The 20,294-nt window shown below is 72.8% G+C and carries 18 protein-coding genes; 5 read left to right on the top strand and 13 right to left on the bottom strand.

The genetic code is table 11. The features are described 5' to 3' along the window. Positions 1–142: 142 nt before the first annotated feature. On the bottom strand, positions 143–346 hold the full coding sequence (locus tag ABT245_RS20815; protein ID WP_055623302.1) for a hypothetical protein: 204 nt from the start codon (positions 344–346) through the stop codon (positions 143–145). 382 nt (positions 347–728) lie between these two features. Further along, on the bottom strand, positions 729–1,010 hold the full coding sequence (locus tag ABT245_RS20810) for an acylphosphatase (RefSeq protein ID WP_351735624.1): 282 nt from the start codon (positions 1,008–1,010) through the stop codon (positions 729–731). A 156-nt stretch (positions 1,011–1,166) separates the two neighbouring features. Between ABT245_RS20810 and ABT245_RS20805 the strand changes: the two genes are divergently transcribed. Both ABT245_RS20805 and ABT245_RS20800 read left to right on the top strand, forming a co-directional pair. Further along, positions 1,167–2,342, top strand: coding sequence for a CAP domain-containing protein (locus ABT245_RS20805; protein WP_351735622.1), 1,176 nt, complete (start codon positions 1,167–1,169; stop codon positions 2,340–2,342). Positions 2,343–2,413: 71 nt separating this feature from the next. Continuing rightward, positions 2,414–2,815, top strand: coding sequence for a winged helix-turn-helix transcriptional regulator (locus ABT245_RS20800; RefSeq protein WP_351735620.1), 402 nt, complete (start codon positions 2,414–2,416; stop codon positions 2,813–2,815). Here the strand turns inward: ABT245_RS20800 and mutM are convergent. The 8 genes from mutM to ABT245_RS20760 all read right to left on the bottom strand — a co-directional run bounded on the left by mutM (position 2,805) and on the right by ABT245_RS20760 (position 11,152). Next, on the bottom strand, positions 2,805–3,665 hold the full coding sequence (gene mutM, locus ABT245_RS20795; protein ID WP_351735618.1) for a bifunctional DNA-formamidopyrimidine glycosylase/DNA-(apurinic or apyrimidinic site) lyase: 861 nt from the start codon (positions 3,663–3,665) through the stop codon (positions 2,805–2,807). The genes ABT245_RS20800 and mutM overlap by 11 nt on opposite strands. Before the next feature lie 79 nt (positions 3,666–3,744). Further along, complete coding sequence (gene rnc, locus ABT245_RS20790; protein WP_351735616.1) at positions 3,745–4,584, bottom strand: ribonuclease III; 840 nt, start codon at positions 4,582–4,584, stop codon at positions 3,745–3,747. A 7-nt stretch (positions 4,585–4,591) separates the two neighbouring features. Beyond that, positions 4,592–4,765: a 50S ribosomal protein L32 gene (rpmF, locus tag ABT245_RS20785; protein ID WP_007493396.1), complete on the bottom strand. Its 174-nt coding sequence runs from the start codon at positions 4,763–4,765 to the stop codon at positions 4,592–4,594. Between the two features lie 2 nt (positions 4,766–4,767). Next, positions 4,768–5,421, bottom strand: coding sequence for a YceD family protein (locus ABT245_RS20780; protein WP_351735614.1), 654 nt, complete (start codon positions 5,419–5,421; stop codon positions 4,768–4,770). A gap of 132 nt (positions 5,422–5,553) precedes the next feature. After that, positions 5,554–6,678, bottom strand: a complete 1,125-nt coding sequence (locus tag ABT245_RS20775) for a F0F1 ATP synthase subunit B (protein WP_351735612.1) — start codon at positions 6,676–6,678, stop codon at positions 5,554–5,556. A gap of 57 nt (positions 6,679–6,735) precedes the next feature. Then, on the bottom strand, positions 6,736–7,215 hold the full coding sequence (gene coaD / locus ABT245_RS20770; protein ID WP_351735754.1) for a pantetheine-phosphate adenylyltransferase: 480 nt from the start codon (positions 7,213–7,215) through the stop codon (positions 6,736–6,738). Positions 7,216–7,241: 26 nt separating this feature from the next. Beyond that, entirely contained in the window at positions 7,242–7,829 is a 588-nt protein-coding gene (gene rsmD, locus ABT245_RS20765; protein ID WP_351735610.1) for a 16S rRNA (guanine(966)-N(2))-methyltransferase RsmD, read from the bottom strand. Positions 7,830–7,891: 62 nt separating this feature from the next. Then, positions 7,892–11,152, bottom strand: coding sequence for a helicase-related protein (locus ABT245_RS20760; protein ID WP_351735608.1), 3,261 nt, complete (start codon positions 11,150–11,152; stop codon positions 7,892–7,894). A gap of 166 nt (positions 11,153–11,318) precedes the next feature. Here ABT245_RS20760 and ABT245_RS20755 point away from each other — a divergent pair, with 166 nt between their 5' ends. Then, complete coding sequence (locus ABT245_RS20755; protein ID WP_351735606.1) at positions 11,319–13,148, top strand: HSP90 family protein; 1,830 nt, start codon at positions 11,319–11,321, stop codon at positions 13,146–13,148. Next, complete coding sequence (locus tag ABT245_RS20750) at positions 13,145–16,087, top strand: tetratricopeptide repeat protein (RefSeq protein WP_351735604.1); 2,943 nt, start codon at positions 13,145–13,147, stop codon at positions 16,085–16,087. The genes ABT245_RS20755 and ABT245_RS20750 overlap by 4 nt, the downstream gene beginning before the upstream one ends. A gap of 36 nt (positions 16,088–16,123) precedes the next feature. Here ABT245_RS20750 and ABT245_RS20745 read toward each other — a convergent pair whose 3' ends face one another. Beyond that, positions 16,124–17,878, bottom strand: a complete 1,755-nt coding sequence (locus tag ABT245_RS20745) for a DAK2 domain-containing protein (RefSeq protein ID WP_351735602.1) — start codon at positions 17,876–17,878, stop codon at positions 16,124–16,126. 256 nt (positions 17,879–18,134) lie between these two features. Here ABT245_RS20745 and rpmB point away from each other — a divergent pair, with 256 nt between their 5' ends. Further along, the gene (gene rpmB / locus ABT245_RS20740; RefSeq protein WP_003993230.1) at positions 18,135–18,320 is read left to right on the top strand and encodes a 50S ribosomal protein L28; all 186 of its coding nucleotides are present in this window, start codon (positions 18,135–18,137) and stop codon (positions 18,318–18,320) included. 186 nt (positions 18,321–18,506) lie between these two features. On the opposite strand, the gene thiD is transcribed toward rpmB, so the two are convergent. Both thiD and ABT245_RS20730 read right to left on the bottom strand, forming a co-directional pair. Continuing rightward, entirely contained in the window at positions 18,507–19,301 is a 795-nt protein-coding gene (gene thiD, locus ABT245_RS20735) for a bifunctional hydroxymethylpyrimidine kinase/phosphomethylpyrimidine kinase (RefSeq protein ID WP_351735600.1), read from the bottom strand. Then, a complete protein-coding gene (locus ABT245_RS20730) occupies positions 19,298–20,263 on the bottom strand; it encodes a thiamine-phosphate kinase (RefSeq protein WP_351735598.1) in 966 nt (321 codons plus the stop codon). Before ABT245_RS20730 ends, thiD begins: the two co-directional genes overlap by 4 nt. Positions 20,264–20,294: the final 31 nt, after the last annotated feature.

Below are 20,294 nucleotides of genomic sequence, written 5' to 3'. Positions count from 1 at the left end.
ATGCGCGGCGGAGAGAAAGGGCCGGGCGGCGGAGCCGGGGAAGAAAGAAGGGACGCCGAGGCGTCCCTTGCAACTCTGACAACATAGCGGTTGATACGGGCAGCCCAACCACTGCGTGTGCCGTCGTGGAGCGATGCAGTGATCAGGTGAGCGCAGGCTCCGCCTGGTGTGCGTCGATGCTCTCCATGATCCTGTCGTGAGAAGCGGCAGCCGTCAGCGCCTCGTTCTCGGCCTGGATCCGTACGAGCTCGGATTCCAGATCCTGGACGCGCTGCTGGAGCCGTCGCATCTCGGCGAGGAGTCGAGGGTCGGAGCCGCCGACGTAACCGAGAAGCGCCTTTGCCATGATGGATGGTCCTCCACACTGAGTGACCGACCGAAGCGGTGTGGGTCGTGAGGGATTCGCACCCGCGGTGCTTGACACTGTCGAGTGTTGCTCTGCCGATGCTCCATGCCAAACAGCTAAGGTGCGCGGGGCTTTCAGCGTCTCACCAAAAAGTTTGACGGTCAACACGATCACGCCCCGTATTGGCGGTCGTCCCGGGGGCGCGCGGCCTGCGGAGGGGCTGCGCTGCGGCTCCTGCGGGGTCCTCAGGGCGTGGAGATCATTTGTGCTGGGGAGCCTGCCACGACGTGCGGTTCTTGGCAACCACCAGGTCATTTCTGCTTCGGGCGGGTGCCGGTGGCAGTCCCTCCGCTTCGGCCCGCGGCGCCTCGCCGTCGGGGCGTCAGCGTACGGCGAATCCCTCGTAGCCCCCGCGGGGTGTGTCCCATATCTCGGTGACGCCGTCCACCCGCCCGGGCGTGTCGCCGCGCCGCAGCCAGTCGAGGAGCCCTTCGCAGCCCTCTCGGGGGCCCTCGGCGACCACCTGGACCCGTCCGTCCCCCAGATTGAGAGCAAAACCACTCAGGCCGCCGATCTCCAGGGCCTTGGCGCGCGTGAACCAGCGGAAACCCACGCCCTGGACGTATCCGCGCACCCAGGCGACCAGCCGTACTTCCTCGCTCATGGCTGCAACCTAACCGGCCGATGTCTCCAGGGGCACTTCCGCCCCAGGCGTCATGCGATACCGTCCCGACGCAATGAAACTCACTCGATCGAGTGAGTTGGGTTGGCCCACGGGATCGCATGGGGGGTCGACCGCGAGACCGAGGAAGGCCAGGACATGGGACGCCACCGACGCTCCGCCGCTGGCCGCGCCGCGGGTCGCACCACGGGTGTCACCCCGCCGCGCGGCTCCGCTCCGCGAAACCCCGACTCGCGGTACGCGCACGCGGACGGCCGCGCCCCGCTGGGCGTCGCGCCCTATCTGGACCCGGGTGCGTACACCGCGGCCGGAGCGAGGAGCACGGCGTACCTGTACGCGACGGACGACGGCAGGGATGACGGTTACGGGCCCGGACCGGACGACGGTTACGGACCCGGGGCGGACCCCGGTGACGGACCCGGCGCGGACGGCCGCGGCTTCTTCGCGGCGGAGTTCTCCCCCGCGGACGACGACACGGCCCGTGAGCGCGGGCACCGGCGCGAGAAGAAGGCCGCGACGCCGGTGCGCACGGGTCTGCTCGGCGTCTCCGCCGCCGTCGCCCTCGGCACGGTCGCGGTGGCCACGGGCGTGGTGCCCGGGCTGGGCGACTACACGATCGGCGGCACCGACGGCAGCGACAAGGTGCAGGCCGACGGGGTGCCCGGCAACACGGCCACCGAGCAGGGCGGCACCTCCGGCAGCGCCGAACCCGGCCGCGACACCGGCAGGGGCACCGGCCCCGGCACTCCCCGGTCGACCTCTCCCGCGCCGTCCGAACCGGCTTCGTCGGCGCCCGCCCCGTCCCGGACGGCGACGACGAAGCCGACCGCCACCGCCACGCCCACGAAGCCGCAGACCGAGCGGCCCTCGGCGCCGGCCGCCGCGGAGCCGGCGAAACCGACGAAGCGGGCGTCCGCGCCGGCGACGGTCTCCGCGCAGGCAGCCGCCGAGGCGGAGGTGCTGAGGCTGGTCAACGAGGAGCGGGCGAAGGTGGGGTGCGACGCCCTGACGGCGAACGGCGCGCTGGCCCGGCTGGCCGAGGCGTTCAGCGAGGACATGGCCGCGCGTGACTTCTTCGACCACACCGACCCGGACGGGGCGACCCCGTGGGACCGGGCGACCGCGGCGGGCGTCACCGGCCTCGGCGGCGAGAACATAGCCCGGGGCCAGGCCGACGCGGCCGCCGTGATGGCGGCCTGGATGGACAGCCCGGGGCACCGGGCCAACATACTGAACTGCGACTTCAAGACCCTGGGTGTCGGCGTGCACTTCGCCTCCGGCGGCCCCTGGTGGACCCAGGACTTCGGCTACTGACCCGGTCCGCGGCACTGTCTCGCAGTTAGTGCAACCTACCGGTTAGCGCTGTGCTCACATACGCTTGCGTCATGACCGCGACCCAGGAGCGCCCCGCGCAGTGGCGCCTCCCGTACGACGTGTTCGCCCGGGCCTGCCCGTCGCGCGGCACGCTGGAGCATGTCACGGGCCGCTGGGGCGCGCTCACCCTGGGCGCCCTGCACGAGGGCCCGTACCGCTTCAACGAGTTGCGCCGCCGTGTCGACGGCGTGAGCGAGAAGATGCTGTCCCAGACGCTGCACGCGCTGGAGCGCGACGGCCTGGTGCACCGCGAGGCCCAGCCGACCAACCCGCCCCGGGTGGACTACGAGCTGACGCCCCTGGGCCGCGAGGTCGCCGAGCGCCTGCTGGCCCTCATCCACTGTGTGGAGGGCTCCATGGACGACATCCTGACGGCCCGCGCGGCGTACGACGCCCGTAGGGCTACGCCCTGACGCGCGGCGGGCGCTGGCACGTCGGGCAGAAGGAGCTGGACCGGTTCATCCAGGGGCGGCGGCGCATCGGAGTGCCGCAGCGCCGGCACGGCAGCCCCTCGCGCCCGTACGCGTCCAGGGACCGGTCGAAGTAACCCGATTCGCCGTTCACGTTGACGTAGAGGCTGTCGAAGCTGGTGCCGCCGACGGCGAGGGCCGCGTTCAGCACGTCCCGCACATGGCCCAGCAGTTCGGCCGTGCGCGGCCGGGTGAAGTGCGCCGTCGGACGCTCGTAGTGGATCCGGGCCCGCCAAAGGGCCTCGTCCGCGTAGATGTTGCCGACGCCGCTGATCAACGACTGGTCCAGCAGGGCCCGTTTGATGGTGGTCCGCTTCCGGCGCAGCGCCTGGTGGAAGGCCTCGTCGTCGAAGAGCGGATCGAGCGGGTCGCGGGCGATGTGCGCGATGACATCGGGCAGCCCCTCGGGGGTGGTGGGGTGCAACGACAGCCCGCCGAAGGTGCGTTGGTCGACGAAGCGCAGCTCCGTGCCCAGGTCGTCGGCGAACCGGACACGGATCCTCAGGTGCTTCTCGTCCGGTGCCTCGTGCGGCCGGACCAGCAGCTGACCGCTCATCCCGAGATGGGCGAGGACCGACTGGTCCGTGTCCTCCAGCGGCAGCCACAGGTACTTGCCCCGGCGGCGGGGAACACCCATGCGGTGGCCCTTGAGGCGGTGCGCGAAGTCGTCGGCACCGGCCACATGACGGCGTACGGCCCGCGGGTGCAGCACCTCGGTCTCGGCGACGGCACGGTGCGCGACCCACCGCTCCAGACCACGGCGTACGACCTCGACCTCGGGCAACTCGGGCATGGGACCCCCGTGACGGACCGTGTGGGAAGCCGAGCGCCCGCCCCCCGTCGGGGGGCGGGCGGTTCGGATGTGCTGATGGTCAGGCGGGTGCGGCCGTCGCGTCGGGGTCGTCGCCCGCGGCCTCGACGGCCACCGCGGCGCCCTGTCCCGTCTTGGCGCGCTCGTCCGCCGCGGCCCGGATGGACCGCCAGGCGGACTCGGCGGCCTGCTGCTCCGCCTCCTTCTTGCTGCGGCCGGTGCCGGTGCCGTACGAGACGCCTCCGACGCGGGCGGCAGCAGTGAAGGTCTTCTCGTGATCGGGTCCGGTCTCCGTGACCAGGTACTCGGGCACGCCGAGCCCTTCCATCGCGGTCAGTTCCTGGAGGCTGGTCTTCCAGTCCAGGCCGGCTCCGAGGTTCGAGGACTTCTCGATCAGCGGGTCGAAGAGCCGGTGCACCAGCTCGGACGCCGCGTCGAGGCCCTGGTCGAGATAGACCGCGCCGATCACCGCTTCAAGGGTGTCGGCGAGGATGGATGCCTTGTCCCGGCCGCCCGTGCCCTCTTCACCGCGGCCGAGCCGGATGAAGGAGCCCAGTTCGAGACCACGGCCCACCTCCGCGAGCGCACGCGAATTCACCACCGCGGCCCGCAGCTTGGCCAGCTGGCCCTCGGGCAGGTCGGGGTGGATGCGGTACAGCGTGTCCGTGACGACGAGACCGAGGACGGAGTCCCCGAGGAACTCCAGCCGCTCGTTCGTCGGCAGACCGCCGTTCTCGTACGCGTAGGAACGGTGGGTCAGTGCTCGCACCAGAAGGGCGGACTCGACCTGGTAGCCGAGCCGCCCTTCCAGCAGCGTGTGGGACGAGGCCGTGTTGTCCGCTGGTCCGCTTCCGCTCGCGCGGGAAGAGTTCTTCTTCGGCGTGGACACAGTGCCTCTCACCAGCCGCTCAGACCTCTAGAACCTGGCGCTTGTTGTAGGTGCCGCACGACGGGCACGCGATGTGCTGCAGCTTGGGCTCGTGGCAGCGCTCACACGCAACCAGGGTGGGGACCGCAGCCTTCCACTGCGACCGGCGGTGGCGCGTGTTGCTGCGCGACATCTTCCGCTTCGGAACAGCCACGGCTACTTCTCCTGCTTCTCGTCGGCGCGTGCTGATCGAGGCACGTCGCCGCCCATCTCGTCCTTCTCGCCGTCCGTCATGGTGTCGGCGAGTCCCTGCAAAGCCGCCCACCGGATGTCGACGGCGGCATGGTGGTGGTCCGGTTCGTCCGCGAGCCGCGCTCCGCACTCGGAGCACAGACCCGGACAGTCGTCCCGGCACACCGGCTGCATCGGCAGTGCGAGCACCACCGCATCACGCAGCACGGGTTCGAGGTCGATGAGTCCGTCCTCGATGAAGAACCTGCTCTCGTCGTCCTCGGCGTCGTCGCCCGGTTCCGCGATCACGCGGCCCCGGTCGTCGGCGTCAGGGTACGAGAACATCTCCTGGAAGTCCGCTTCGAGCCGCAGCTCGACCGGCTCCAGACACCTTACGCACTCCCCCTGGGCGGCGGCACGGGCGGTACCCGTGACGAGCACCCCTTCCATGACCGACTCAAGTCGGAGTTCGAGTTCCACCGGGGCGCCTTCCGGTACCCCGACGACTCCCTGCAGACCGAAGTCCCGGGGAGCGTCGACCGTGCGGGTCAGCCGCTGGAGCGCGCCCGGACGCCGCCCCAGCTCGTGTGTGTCGAACACGAACGGGTTGCGGTGGTCGAGGCGAGTGTGGGCGGCCATTCCTGCTTTCGATCTTCTGAACTCAGAGGGACGCCGCCCGGCGGTGTTCCGGGGCAGCGCTGATCGCGGATGTGGGTGCGACCGAAGAGACAGGATACTGGACCTTTCGCTCACGGCCCAATCCGCTGCCGGCTACCGGCCCCGGCCCTGCTCGTAGGCGCGCAACTGCTCGGCGCTGATCATGCTGGTGTCGAACAGGCTGGTCTCGTCGAGGGCGTAGCCCTGCTGGGCCGGCGGCCGGCCCTGAGCTGCCTGAGCGGCCTCGGCCTGGTCGTAGCCGGCCTGCTGGGCGTCGTAGCCCTGGAAGGCGGCGTCCGCGGCGGGGGCGTAGCCGGGGGCGGCGTACGGGTCGGGCTGCTGGTAGCCGTACGGATCCTGCGGGGCGTAGCCCTGCCGGCCCTGCTGGTGCGGGAAGCCCGCGTACGGGTCGGGCTGCTGCTGGTAGCCGTAGGCGGGCTGTGGCTCGTATCCCGCGGCGGGCTGCTGCGCGGGCTGGGGCGGCGCGGGCTGCCGCGGTGCCGACGGCTCGGCCGGGGCGTCGGACACGGCGGCGAGGTCGGCGAGGTAGTCGGCGTCGCTGGAGTGCTGGTAGGTCGTGGTGTCGTCGGCGAGGGCGCCGAGGTCGTCGGTGGCGATGCGGCCGTGCAGCGTCTGACGGCCGCGGCCGACGGCCTCCAGGGTCTTGGCCAGGACCGCCTCGAAGGCGCCGAGCTTGACGTCCACGTACTCGTCGGCGGTGCGCCGCAGGGTCTCCGGGTCGTGGCTGCGCTCGGGGGCGTCCTCGTCCTCGTAGCCCGCCTCGTCCAGGCCGGGGCCGGTGCCCAGCAGCTTCTCGCGGCCACGGCCGACGGAGCCGAGGGTCTTGGTGAGGACGACCTCGAAGTTGGCGAGCTTGGAGTCCACGTAGTCGTCGGCCTCGGCCCGGATCTCCTCCGCCTCCTTGCGGGCTTCGGTGAGGATCCGGTCCGCCTCGGACTGGGAACGGCGGGCGATCTCGGTGCCGGAGACCAGCGAGCCGCGCTCGGCGTGCGCGTTCTGGATGATCTGCTCGGCCTCCTGGCGGGCCTGCTCGACCATCTGCTCACGGCCGCCGATCAGCTCCTGGGCCTGGGCGAGGGAGCCGGGCAGCGCCTGGCGCACCTCTTCGAGCATCGCGAGCAGGTCGGCGCGGTTGACCACGCACGACGCCGACATGGGCATGGCCCGGGCGTTGGAGACCGCGGCCACGATCTCGTCGAGCTTCTTCTGCACGTCCACCTGTGCTCGCCACTCTCTACAGCTGTGTTGGAGACGGACGGGACGACTGTAGCCCCATCAGTCCTTGCGGAGGCGCTTGTTGAGGGCGTCGAGAACCACCGGGGGCACCAGGTGCGAGACGTCGCCGCCCCATGTCGCGACCTCCTTGACGAGGGAGGAGGACAGGAAGCTGTAGGTGGGGTTGGTGGGGACGAAGAGGGTCTCGACACCGGAGAGACCGTTGTTCATCTGCGCCATCTGCAGCTCGTAGTCGAAGTCGCTGACGGCGCGCAGGCCCTTGACGATGGCGGGGATGTCGCGCTCCTTGCAGAAGTCGACCAGCAGGCCGTGGAAGGACTCGACCCGGACGTTGCCGTACTCGGCGGTGACCTGGCGGATCAGGTCGATCCGCTCGTCGATCTCGAACAGGCCCTTCTTGGACTTGTTGATCATGACCGCGACATAGACCTCGTCATACAGACGGGAGGCGCGGGAGATGATGTCGAGGTGTCCGTTGGTGATGGGGTCGAACGACCCGGGACAGACGGCGCGGCGCACTTGTGATCCCTCGCTCTCCGATCCGGTCATCGTGCGTCTTCGCACGTAGAGGCGGCGCGACCGTACCAAAACGTTCCCTCGCCGTAGCGACGGGCCCGGAGTGCTTCGAAGCCGTCCGGCCAGTGGAAATCCCCGCCTCTGGTGCTGCGCTCCACGGTGACGAGGGCTTCCGTGGCGAGCCAGCCCTCCGTGCGGAGTGTGAGCAGAATCTCCCGAAGATCCTCGTCGGAGACGGCGTACGGGGGATCGAGGAAGACGATGTCGTACGGCTCGGCCGGCGCCGGCCCGCGCACGATCTGCTCCGCCCGGCCCGCCCTGACCTCGGCGCCCGGCAGGCCCAGGGCCCGTACGTTCTCGCGGACCGTGCGGGCGGCCCGGGCGTCGGCCTCGACGAGCAGGGTGTGGCCGGCCCCGCGGGACAGCGCCTCCAGGCCGACGGCGCCCGAGCCCGCGTAGAGGTCGAGGACCCGCTCGCCGTCCAGGGGGCCGCCCAGCAGGGACTGCCAGGTGGACAGGAGCCCCTCGCGCGCCCGGTCGGAGGTGGGGCGGGTTCCGTTGCCCGGCGGAACGGCCAGACGGCGTCCGCCGGCCCGGCCGGCGATCACGCGGGTCATCTCGGGTCCTTGTCGGGGTGCTGGGGCGCGGGGTGCGCTCGGGTGGTGGCGATCCCAGTGTCTCAGCCCTTCTCCAGATACTGCTCCCGCTCCTCGTCCAGCAGGGCGTCCAGCGCCGTCCGCAGGCCGGGCAGCCGCTCCAGTTCGGGGTCGGCGGCGACCACCGCGGCCGCCTCCTCGCGGGCCTCGGCGATGATCTCCTCGTCCTCGATGACGGCGAGGACCCGCAGGCTGGAGCGGGCGCCGGACTGGGCCTGGCCGAGGACGTCGCCCTCCCGGCGCTGTTCCAGGTCGATGCGGGACAGTTCGAAGCCGTCCTGGGTGGCGGCGACCGCGTTCAGCCGCTGGCGGGCCGCGCTCGCCTCGGGCATCTCGGTGACCAGCAGGCACAGTGCGGGGGCCGAGCCACGGCCGACACGGCCGCGCAGCTGGTGCAGTTGGGAGACGCCGAAACGGTCGGCGTCCATGATCACCATCGCGGTGGCGTTCGGCACGTTGACGCCGACCTCGATGACCGTCGTGGCCACCAGGACGTCGGTCTCGCCGGCCGCGAAGCGCCGCATGACCGCGTCCTTGTCGTCGGGCTGCATCCGGCCGTGCAGGACCTCGACCTTCAGACCGCGCAGGGGGCCCGCGGAGAGCTGGGCGGCCACGTCGAGGACGGCCAGCGGGGGCCGCTTCTCGGCCTCGTCCTCCGGCGACTTCCCGGCGCCGCTCTTCTTCGGATCGTCGCCCTCGTCGCCCTCGTCGCCGTCGTCGCCGATGCGCGGGCAGACGACGTACGCCTGATGCCCGCCCGCGACCTCCTCGCGCACCCGCTCCCAGGCGCGCGCCAGGAAGTGGGGCTTGTCGGCGGCCGGGACGACATGGCTCGCGATCGGCGAACGCCCGGCGGGCAGTTGGTCGAGGACGGAGGTCTCCAGGTCGCCGAAGACGGTCATGGCGACGGTCCGCGGGATCGGCGTCGCGGTCATGACCAGCAGATGCGGGGGCTGCCTGCCCTTGCCGCGCAGGGCGTCGCGCTGCTCCACGCCGAAGCGGTGCTGCTCGTCCACGACGACCAGGCCGAGGTCGTGGAACTGCACCTTGTCCTCGATCAGCGCATGCGTGCCGATCACGATCCCGGCCTCCCCGGTGACCAGGTCGAGCAGTGCCTGCCGGCGGGCCGCGGCGCCCATGGAACCGGTGAGCAGCACCACCTTGGTGGCCTGCTCGGCGCCGCCCAGCATCCCTTGCTCGGCCAGCTCGCCCATCATCTCCACGATCGAGCGGTGGTGCTGCTGGGCCAGCACCTCGGTCGGCGCGAGCATGGCGGCCTGACCGCCCGCGTCGACGACGGCCAGCATGGCGCGCAGGGCGACCATGGTGTTGTGGGTCACGGTGAAGTTGTCCGTGACGTAGGCACGGCTCGGGTGAGCGACGCTGATGCACTGCACGGGCTTTCGCCCCACGTACTCCACCGCGCGGATTCCGCGTCGGAACGTGTGGTGCGTCGGGAGGGAACCCATCTGTTCGGCCTTGTGTGTCAGCCGGAACGGCGCGTACAGGCCGGGCAGGGACACGGAGACGTCGAACCCCGCCCGCTCCGGCAGGATCCGTGCCCGCCCTCCCAGGGAGCGCACCAGCCAGGCGACATCCTCCGCGAGCCGCGGCGAGGCCGAGCGGAACGAGGCACCGAAACCATCCGTGTGCACGGTGCCGCCGGTGTCCATGAGCCCTTGGAGCACGGCGAGACGGTTCTTGATCGAGGTGTTCTTGAACCCCTCGGGAACGAATGTGCCCTGCGAGGTCACACCCCAGAGGTTCAGGTCCCGCAACACCTGGATCACCGGATTGCGTACGCCATCCGCACGACGGGTCGACCGGATCGTGTACTCGCCCTCGGATCCCTGCACCGATACCAGGTGGCACTCGGGTGCCAGGGCGCTCGCCACCGCATCGCGGATCTCGGCGTCGATCGTGGACAGACGCAGGTCGTGCCCGTATGAGCCGTCTCCCAGAAGGAGGCCGAACAGGTACGGGTCGACAGGCGGCCCGGAGTCGTCCCCGAGATCGACCGGGGTGGCTGCCGGGAGGTACCACTTCGAAGATCCGTCGGCGTCGAAGGTGTCCAGGCGGATCTCCCGGGTCGTCATGACCTTGGGAGCCTGACCTCGTCGCCACGCACCGCTGGTGGCGACGATCCACAGGTGCTCGTCGTCGCACTCGACGGAGCTTCCGTCGCAGAGGAGCAGCCGCCAGACATCGCGCTCTCCCTGCGGGAAGACCCCGTCGACCGGCGCGATCTCCCCGTCCGGCACGACGACTTCGTCCCCGGTCCTCAGGTCCCCCATCCGGCGGAAACCGGCAGGCGTGAGCACGAGGGAGTCGAGGGGCTGCGCCTTGCCCGAACCCACCTCGCCCTGGAGCAGCCGGTGCATCGGGTGTTCGGTGGCCAGGTCGTCGAAGATCTCCTTGGAGACCTTGCGCTGGCCGTCGGTGAGCGTGAACGGCAGCCGGTCGTCGAAGGCGGCCAGGAGGCCGTCGGGGGCGGGTCTGCGCGGGACGGCGGGAAGCTGGGCGTCGGCGTGCCGGCGGCGGGCGAGGGCCACCTGGAGGACGAATGCCTCGTCCCACTTCAGGCGGGCACGGGCGTCGGCGATGTCCGCCTTGGTGTGCGGGCGGTGGATCTTGAGCAGGGCCTCGGGCAGGGAGACCAGGCCGCGGCCCTCGCGCAGGGACTCGGGCAGCGGGTCCACGGCGTCGCGCGCGCCGGGCAGCACCGTCTGCATCGCCTTGCCGATCTTCCAGGACTCCATCTTGGCGGTGGCCGGGTAGATGGGGATCAGGGCGCCGGCCCAGCTCTCCGCGGTCTCCGCGGTCTCGTCGTCGGCGCCGCGCAGCAGTTCGTACGCGGGATGGGCGAGTTGGAGCCGCCGGTTGAAGACGGAGACCTTGCCCGAGAACATCGCACGGGTGCCCGGCAGGAGTTCCTTGTGGGGCTTGTGCACGCCGTTGCCGAAGAAGACCAGTTGGAGCCGCCCGCTGCCGTCGGTGATCGTCACCTCCAGCCGCTGGCCCTTGCCGCGGGGCGCCCTCGCGGAGGCGAACGTGTGCAGCCGGGCGTCGGCGACCTGGGCGACCACCGTGACGTGCTCGTCCATCGGGAGGTCGGCGAGGTGGGTGAGCTGCCCGCGCTCCTCGTATCTGCGGGGGTAGTGGTGCAGCAGGTCGCCGACGGTGCGCAGGCCGAGGTGCTCGGCCATCACCTTCGCGGTGGCGGGGCCGAGCACTGACCTCAGCGGTTGGTTCAGGGGTTCTTCCAGTGCGGGCACGAGATCCATTGCACACCACGCCACCGACAATGCCGTATACGTCCGGGGAAACCCCTGGTCAGACGGGCTGTTCGGGCTCTAGGATGACGCGTTCCGGCCCATGCCCGCGGTCACCGCCTCACCGGGACCGCCCGACCCCGCGCCGTCACGAAGTCCCCCCACCGGCGCTGCGACGATGGACTCCCAGAACTCACAGCAGTCCCAGGCATCCCCATCACCTCATATGTTCCAGGTCGACCTGCGTGGTCTGGTGGACCTGCTCTCCCATCACCTGTACTCCAGCCCCAAGGTCTATCTGCGCGAGCTGCTGCAGAACGCCGTGGACGCCATCACCGCCCGGCGGGCCGAACAGCCCGGCGCCCCGGCCCGGGTGCGGCTGCACGCCGACGGCCGCACCCTGCGGGTGGAGGACACCGGCGTCGGGCTCACCGAGTCCGACGTGCACGCCCTGCTGGCGACGATCGGCCGCAGCTCCAAGCGGGCGGACGGCCTTCAGGAGGCCCGCTCGGACTTCCTCGGCCAGTTCGGCATCGGGCTGCTCGCCTGCTTCCTGGTCGCCGAACGCATCCGCGTGGTCAGCCGCAGCGCCCGCGCGCCCGGTGCACCGCCCGTGGAGTGGACCGCGCGCGACGACGGTTCGTACACGGTGCGGACGCTGCCGGACGCCGAGCGGCCCGAACCGGGCACCACCGTCCACCTGGTGGCGCGGGCCGGGGCCGGCGATTGGCTCACGCCGGAGCGGGTCCGCGCGCTGGCACGGGACTTCGGTTCCCTGCTGCCGTACGACGTGCGGGTCGGCGACGAGCCGGTCACCGACCTGCCGGCGCCCTGGGACCGGCCCCACCCCACCCCCGCGGCCCGCCGGGTGGCGCTGGCCCGGCACTGCCACGACCTGTTCGGCTTCACCCCGCTCGACTCCATCGACCTGGACGTGCCGCTGGCCGGCGTCCGCGGGGTGGCGTATGTGCTGCCGGCCGCGGTCAGCCCCGCCCAGCGGGCCACACACCGGGTGCATCTGAAGGGGATGCTGCTCACCGAGCGCGCCGAACAGCTGCTGCCCGACTGGGCGTTCTTCGTGCGCTGCGTGCTGGACACGGACAGCCTGCGGCCCACCGCCTCACGGGAATCGCTCTACGAGGACGAGACCCTCGCCGCCGTGCGGGAGGCGCTCGGCGAGCGGATCCGCTCCTGGCTGACCGGACTTGCGGCGAACGACCCGGAGCGGCTTGCCGCCTTCCTGTCGGTGCACCACCTCGGCGTGAAGTCCCTGGCGCGGCACGACACGGAGATGCTGCGCACGATGCTGCCGTGGCTGCCCTTCGAGACGACCGACGGGCGGCTGTCCCTCGAGGAGTTCGCGCGGCGCCACCCGGTGGTGCACTTCACGCGCGCGGTCGAGGAGTACCGGCAGGTCGCGCCGATCGCCTCAGCGCAGGGCATCGGCGTGGTCAACGGCGGCTACACGTACGACAGCGAACTGGTGGAGGCCCTGCCGTCGGTGCGCCCGGGCACGGTGGTCGCCGAACTGGACGCGGACACCGTGACCGCCCACCTGGACGCGGTCGACGCGGCCGAGGAGCTGGCCCTGTCCGGGTTCCTGGCCGCCGCCCGGGCGCGGCTGGACCCGCTGGGCTGCGACGTGGTCCTGCGCGCCTTCCACCCGCTGTCCGTGCCCGCGCTGCACCTGGACGACCGGGCGGCCCGGCACGAACAGGCCCGCGCCGAGGCCGAGGGGCAGGCCGACGATCTGTGGGCGGGCATCCTCGGCTCGCTGCGCGGCAGCGCCCCGCGCGCGCGGCTCGTGCTCAACCATCTCAGTCCGCTGATCCGCAGGATCGGCGCACTGCGGGACGCCGAGCTGATCGGCACGGCCACGGAGTCCCTGTACGGGCAGGCGCTGCTGATGGCGCAGCGCCCGCTGCGGCCCGCCGACTCCGCATTGCTCAACCGCGCGTTCATCGGCCTGCTGGAGTGGGCCACACACGGGGAGGACGGTCACCGATGAGCGGCATCACGGACTTCGACGCGCTGCGCCGGGCGATGGCCGAGAACGGCGAGCGGCCGGAGGGCCCGGCCCGCAACGCGCGCGCGGAACAACTGCTCGCCGACGCGGAGCGGCTGGACATCCCGCTCGCCGTCATCGAAGCGCTCGGGCACCAGCTGAAGGTCTACAACTACAGCTCCGAGAAGGACAAGATGTTCGTCCCGTTCGCGCGGCTGCTGCGCATGTGGGACGAACGCCCGCAGGACTTCGACGCGTACGAGACCCGCTCCCTGCACTGGGTCTTCAAGTGGATGTCGGCCGGCATGCTGGACCAGCCGCACATCCCGCTCGCCTCCGTCGAGAAGTGGCTGGCCGAGATGGCGCACCGCTACAGGCTGGCCGGGTACTCCGAACGGGCCGTGCACGCGGCCGAGTTCAGCGTCGCCGCGCACATCGGCGAGCTGGACCGCGCCGAGCGGGCGTACGCGGCGTGGCTGGCCGCCGACCGGGACGGCATGGCCGACTGCCAGGCGTGCGAACTGCACGGGCAGGGCGGCTGGCAGGTGCGGCGCGGCCGGGACGCCGAGGCGATCGAGCTGTGGCGGCCGGTCCTGGCGGGCGAGTACACCTGCGCCCACGAGCCGCACACCGTCCTCGCGTCGTCCCTGGCGCCGCTGCTGCGCCTCGGCCGCGCGGAGCAGGCCCGCGCCCACCATCTGCGCGGCTTCCGGCTGGTGCGGCCCATGGAGAGCATGCGCGGCGCGTACGCGGACCATGTGGAGTTCTGCGCGCTGACCGGCAACGAGGCGCGCGGCCTGGAACTGCTCGCCGAGCGTCCGGCGTACTTCACGGACACCGGGCAGCCGCGCAGCCGGCTGGACTTCCTCGCCGTGGTGACCCTGCTGATGGACCGCATGAGCGAGCTGGAACTCGGCGGGCAGCGGGTGCCCGGCCCGGCCGGACGGGCGTGGAGCGCGGGGGAACTCGCCGTCCACGCGCGCGCGAAGGCCCTGGAGCTGGCCGCGCGGTTCGACCGGCGCAACGGCACGCCGTACGTCGGCGAGCGCACCCGCGCGCGGATGGCGCAGCGCCCGCTCGTGGAACGGCTGCCGCTGGGGGTGCGTACGGCCGTCGTGCGCAGCCCCGCACCGCCCGCGCCCGCCGCCGCGGCCCCGGCGGCCCCGGCGGCCCCTGCGGCCGAGCCCGACCTGCCCGCTCTGCTCGCCGAGGCACGGCGGCTGACGGACACGCTGCGTCCGCACGCCGTCGAGGCGTGGGCGGCGCTCGCCCGGGCCGCGAAGGGCGTCGAAGTCGAACTGGACGCGCGCACGCGCGCGGAGATCGCCGACCACGCGGCGATGGACCGCGGCCCCGACGGCGTCGAGCTGTTCGAACGGGCCGCCGAGCTGTACACGGAGGCGGGCGATGCCGGGGAGGCACTGGCCGCACGCGCGCGTGCGGCGTACGTACGCGCCCTGTCGGGCCGCGTCGACGAGGGGCTCGCGGCGGTCGCCGGTCCCTACGACGACGTGCTCGCGCTGTACGCCGAGGACGCCACCGGTCTGCGGCAGGCGGCGGCGGTGCTGATGAGCCGGGCGCGGATCCTGATGCGGCGGCTGCACGAGGGCCACGAGGCGCCGGACGCCGCCCCCGCCGCCGAGCGGGCCGTACGGGAACTGCTGGCGCTGGTCGACGGCCGCGCGGAGGGCGATGTACGGCTGGTCGCCCGCCTCGCCGAGGGGCGGGCGATGCTCGCGCAGCTCGCCGAGCACTCCGGGGACGTGGACACGGCGGCCGGCCTGTTCCGGCAGGCCGTGGACCGGTACGTGGACGCGGGGCTGCCGTGGTTCGCGGTGGAGTACGAGGCACGGCTGGCCGCCCTCGCCCACCGGCGCGACGACATGGCGGAGGCGGAGCGTGCACTGCGGGCGGCCCTGGAGCACGGCGGGCCGTATGTGGAGGCCGTCGGCCGGGCCCAGCTGCACCTCCAGCTCGCCGAGGTCGTCGGCGGCCGCGGCGAGCTGCGGGAGGCGGCGGAGCATGCGCTGGAGGCGGCGCACTGGGCCGACGAGGCCGCCCAGAGCGGCACGCTGGGCTCCTGGGCCCGGCACCAGCTGGGCGGTTTCCTGCTGCGGCAGGGGCGGTTCGCGGAGGCCGCCGAGGTGCTGGAGTCGGCGCTGCCCGACCTGAGGGCCGAGACACACGGCGAGGGCGCGATCGTGCAGACGCAGTGGTGGCTCGGGGACTGCCTGAGCGAACTCGGCGAGCACCGGGCCGCCGCCGAACGCCGGCTCCAGGCCGCCGAGATCGCCCGGCACTGGCCCGAGCAGCACGACCACGCCACGCTCGCCCATCTCGCCGCCGAGTCCCTCGGGCAGGCCGGGCTGCCCGCCGAGGCGGAACGCGCCTACGCGCGCGCGGGCGACCTGTGGCGCACGCTCGGCGACGTCCACGGCCTGGTCCGCTCGCTGCGTGCCCGGGCGTGGCTGGCGCTGGGCGATACGGCCGGTGCCGACGGGGCGCGGGGGCTGATGACCGAGGCGGTCCGGGAGTGCGCGGCGGCACGACAGGCAGCCGGCGACGAGCCGGCCCGGCACCGGCTGACGTACGAACTCGCGCACACGCACCGGCAGTTCGGTGATCTGCTGGCCCGCTCGGTGGCCGAGGAGGCCGACGACGGCGCGATCCGGGCCGCGTTCGAGGAGGCGCTGTCCCAGATCACGCTGGCGATCGAGGTGTTCGGGGCGGCGGCCGGCGAGACCCCGCACGAACGCACCGGGGCCCAACTGGCCGCGGGCTGGCTGGAGGCCGACCTGGGCCGCCCGGCCGCGGCGGCGCTACGCGCGCGTGCCGTGCTGGCGGCGTACGAGGGAGCCGACGAGGCGGACCGCACGGTACGGGAGCGGCGGGCGGAGGCGGCCCAGATGCTGGACCTCGCGGACCGGCAGGACGAGGACTGAGGTCGGCGCCCCGGTGTCACCCGGTGTCACCCCGCGTCACTCCACGCCGACCAGGAGCAGCGCTCCCTGCCGCCCTCCTCGGTAGACGACCGTGTCGACGGCGAGGTACGACTCACGCACGCGTGCCTCCAGCCGGTCGGCGGCCTCGGGGGGCGCGTCGTCGCCGAGGACGATGGTGACCAGCTCCCCGCCGGCCTGGAGCATGCGGTCAAGGACGCTCTCGGCGGTGGCGGTGACGTCCGAGCCGATCACCGCGACATCGCCCTCGATGAGGCCGAGGACGTCACCGGCCTGGCAGATGCCGGCCATGGTCCAGGACTGCCGTTCGGCGACCGTGACCTCCGCGTAGCGGGTGGCGCCCGCGGCGGAGGTCATCTGGACGACGTCCTCGTCGAAGCGGCGCTCCGGCTCGTGCACGGCGAGCGCGGCGATCCCCTGGACCGCTGAGCGCGTCGGGATGAGGGCGACCCGGACGCCCTCGGCGCGGGCCTGTTCGGCCGCCGCGGCGGCGGTGTGCCGCAGTTCGGCGTCGTTCGGCAACAGCACGACCTCACGCGCGTGGGCCTGCCGTACCGCCTCGACCAGCTCGCCGCTCGCGGGCGGCTCGCCGGGGCGGGCGAGCACGGTGGTGGCCCCGGCCTCGGTGTACAGCCCGGCCAGTCCCTCGCCGGGCACGACCGCGACGACGGCCCGCTGCGCCCGCTCCCGGGACGGCAGCGCGCCGCCGCGGGTGTGCACGTCGCCATGGCCGAAGTGGCTGATCCGGATCCGGTACGGCCGCCCGGCCTCGACGCCCGCCTCCACCGCGGCACCCGCGTCGTCGACGTGCACATGGACGTTCCACAGCCCGTCGCCGCCGACCACGACGAGGGAGTCCCCTAGACCGTCGAGCCGGTCCCGCAGCCGGTCCACGGCGGCGTCGTCGGCCTCCAGCAGGTAGATCACCTCGTAGCCGGGGCCGCCCGGCGCCGCCCCGCCGCCGCACCCGGTGTCCTCGGCACCGGCCGCCCCGGGCCCGTGCGCCGGTGCGGCGGGCCGCTCCGTGTCCGTGCCGGGCGCCACGCGCGCGTAGTCCCCGCGTACCGGCACCACGGCGCCCGGCGCCTCCCCCGTGAACGTCTCCACCAGGGCGGCGAGCACCGCCACCAGTCCCCGGCCGCCCGCGTCGACCACCCCGGCCCGCTCCAGGACGGCCAGCTGCCCCGGGGTCGCCGCCAGGGCCGTGCACGCCCCCGCGTAGGCGGCCCGCGCCACCGCCCCGCAGCCGCCCTCGACGTCCCCGGCCGCTTCCGCCGCCGCCGAGGCGACCGAGAGCACGGTGCCCTCGACCGGGTGGGCCACGGCCCGGCGGGCGGAGTCGGCGGCATGCCGCAGGGCGAGCCGCAGCTCGGGCCCGTCGATGTGAGCCGTCCCACCCGGGCCGCCCGTCCCGTCCGGGCCGGTGCCGGCGGTGAGCACCTGCGCCATGCCGCGCAGCAGCTGCGCGAGGATCGTCCCGGAGTTGCCGCGGGCCCCGATCAGTGCGCCGTGCGCCATGGCGTGCAGGGCCTCGGCCAGCGACGGCGCGGCGTCCGCCCCGGCGCCCGCCTCGTACCCGGAGAACACCGCCTCGACCGCGGCGGCGGCCGACTCCAGCGTCAGGTACAGGTTCGTCCCCGTGTCGCCGTCCGCCACCGGGTAGACGTTGATCGCGTCGATCTCCTCCCGGGCCCGGCCCAGCGCCCGGAGCGCGTGACCGCACCAGCTGCGCACCGCGAGAGCATCGAAGAATGTCTGCGGCACCTGCGCCACCTGCGCCTCCCTGAGCCGGCCGGACGTGGACGCAGCGTAGACCCCGGACCCCCGCGGACCCGAGCAGGGCCGCGCACGGGCCCTGAGCTGCCATGGTAGTTTCGTGGTACCGGCGCAGTCGTTGTATGCTGCTCCGGTTGCCCGATCTGATCGGGCCATTCCCCTGGCAACGCCACTCAAGATCTCGGATCCTAGGATCTCGATCCCGGCATGCCGGGATCAACCGTAAGTGCATCTGAAGTCTTTGGAGTGACCCGTGGCTGCCAACTGCGACGTCTGCGGCAAGGGGCCGGGCTTCGGCAACAACATCTCGCACTCGCACCGCCGTACGTCCCGTCGCTGGAACCCGAACATCCAGCGTGTGCGTACCGTGGTCGGCGGGACGCCGAAGCGCGTGAACGCCTGCACCTCGTGCATCAAGGCCGGCAAGGTCTCGCGCTGACGCACTGCTGAGCGCGCGGCCACCGTCGGTTCGCCGCATCGAGCCGGTCCACTTCCGGGTGGGCCGGCTTTTTGCCGCGTCCGTACGTCGTCCGTATGTGGTCCGTATGTGGGCCGTACGTCGCGGTCGCGCACCGGTGACCCGGGGCACCGGTGACACCTGTCCGCCGGACGCCCGCGCGGGCCCTCAGCCCTGCCGCAGGCGCCACCCGTGGTGCACGGGACCGATCCCGTCGCCCAGCGCGAACCCGCCCGCGATGGCCCCGGTGACGTACTCCTTGGCCGCGGCCACCGCCTCCGGCACGGACCGGCCCTGCGCCAGCCCCACCGCGATCGCGGACGCCAGCGTGCAGCCGGTGCCGTGCGTGTGCCGGTTGTCGAGCCGGGGCGCCCGCAGCCAGTGCTCCCGCGAACCGTCCGTGAGCAGGTCAACGGCGTCCCCGGGCAGATGCCCGCCCTTGATCAGCACCCAGGCCGGCCCGTACGCCAGCAGGGCGGCGGCGGCCTCATGCATTTCGGACTCCGACGCGACGCGTACGCCGGTGAGTTGGGCGACCTCGTCAAGGTTCGGGGTGACCAGCGTCGCCACCGGCAGCAGTCTCGTGCGCACCGATTCCAGGGCCGTGGTGGCCAGCAGCGGGTCACCGTGCTTGGAGACGCCCACCGGGTCGACGACCGCCGGCGCGTCCGTTCCGCCGATCAACTCGGCGACCGTCTCGACAAGTTCGGCGGAGGCCAGCATCCCGGTCTTCACGGCCTGGACGCCGATGTCGTCCACGACGCTGCGGTACTGGGCCCGCACCGCCGCCACCGGCAGTTCCCAGGCGCCCTGCACCCCGAGCGAGTTCTGCGCGGTGACCGCGGTGATCACGCTCATGCCGTGCGCCCCCAGCGCCAGCATGGTCTTCAGGTCGGCCTGGATGCCCGCTCCCCCGCCGGAGTCGGAGCCGGCGACCGTCAGCACCCTCGGTGGCGGGCTCATGACTCGATGCCCCCGAAGTGGTCCCAGCCGCCCTTGCTGGTCCAGGGCGCCCCGTCGACCGTGACCTGCGGCAGCGCCGAGGGGTTGAGGACCTCGCCGATCACCTTCCAGCGGGCCGGCAGCTTCACGTCCGGCGGGAAGGTCGCCACGATCGCATGGTCCTCGCCGCCCGTCAGCACCCACTGGAGCGGGTCGACGCCGACGGCCTGCCCGATGTCGTTCATCTGCGACGGGACGTCGATGGCGCCGGACCGGATGTCGATGCGGACCTTGCTGGCCTCCGCGATGTGCCCGAGGTCGGCGATCAGCCCGTCGCTCACATCGCACATCGCGGTCGCGCCCAGCCCCGCGGCGGCCGGACCCGCGTGGTAGGGCGGCTCGGGGCGCCGATGGGCCTCCACGAAGGCGCGCGGCGAGCGGAAACCCCGGGAGAGCACCGCGTACCCGGCGGCCGACCAGCCCAGCCAGCCGGTGACCGCGACGAGGTCGCCGGGCTGCGCGCCCGCCCGGGTCACCGGCTCCTGGTTGCGCAGATCGCCGAGCGCGGTGATCGACACCATGATCGTGTCACCGCGCACCACATCGCCGCCGACCACCGAGGCGCCGGCCACCTGGCACTCGTCGCGCAGTCCGTCCATCAGCTCGCTGGGCCAGGTGACCGGGAGTTCGGCGGGCACGACCAGGCCGAGCAGCAGGGCGGTGGGCACGGCGCCCATGGCCGCGATGTCGGCGAGGTTCTGCGCGGCCGCCTTGCGCCCCACGTCGTACGCCGTCGACCAGTCGCGGCGGAAGTGCCGTCCCTCCAGCAGGATGTCGGTGCTCGCCACCACCCGGCGGTCGGGCGCAGCGACCACCGCGGCGTCGTCGCCGGGCCCCACCCGGACCGCCGGGGTGGTCGTCAGACGGGAGGTGAGCTCCCTGATGAGCCCGAATTCCCCCAGCTCACCAACAGTGCCCTTCATTTCCCTTTCGCCCCTTCTGTGCCTGTCCGCG

The sequence above is a fragment of the Streptomyces sp. NPDC001508 genome (assembly GCF_040298665.1).
In the GTDB taxonomy this organism is placed as follows: Bacteria; Actinomycetota; Actinomycetes; order Streptomycetales; family Streptomycetaceae; genus Streptomyces.
Note: the sequence above shows the minus strand (reverse complement) of the source record. Positions and strands in the feature narration are given on the sequence as shown.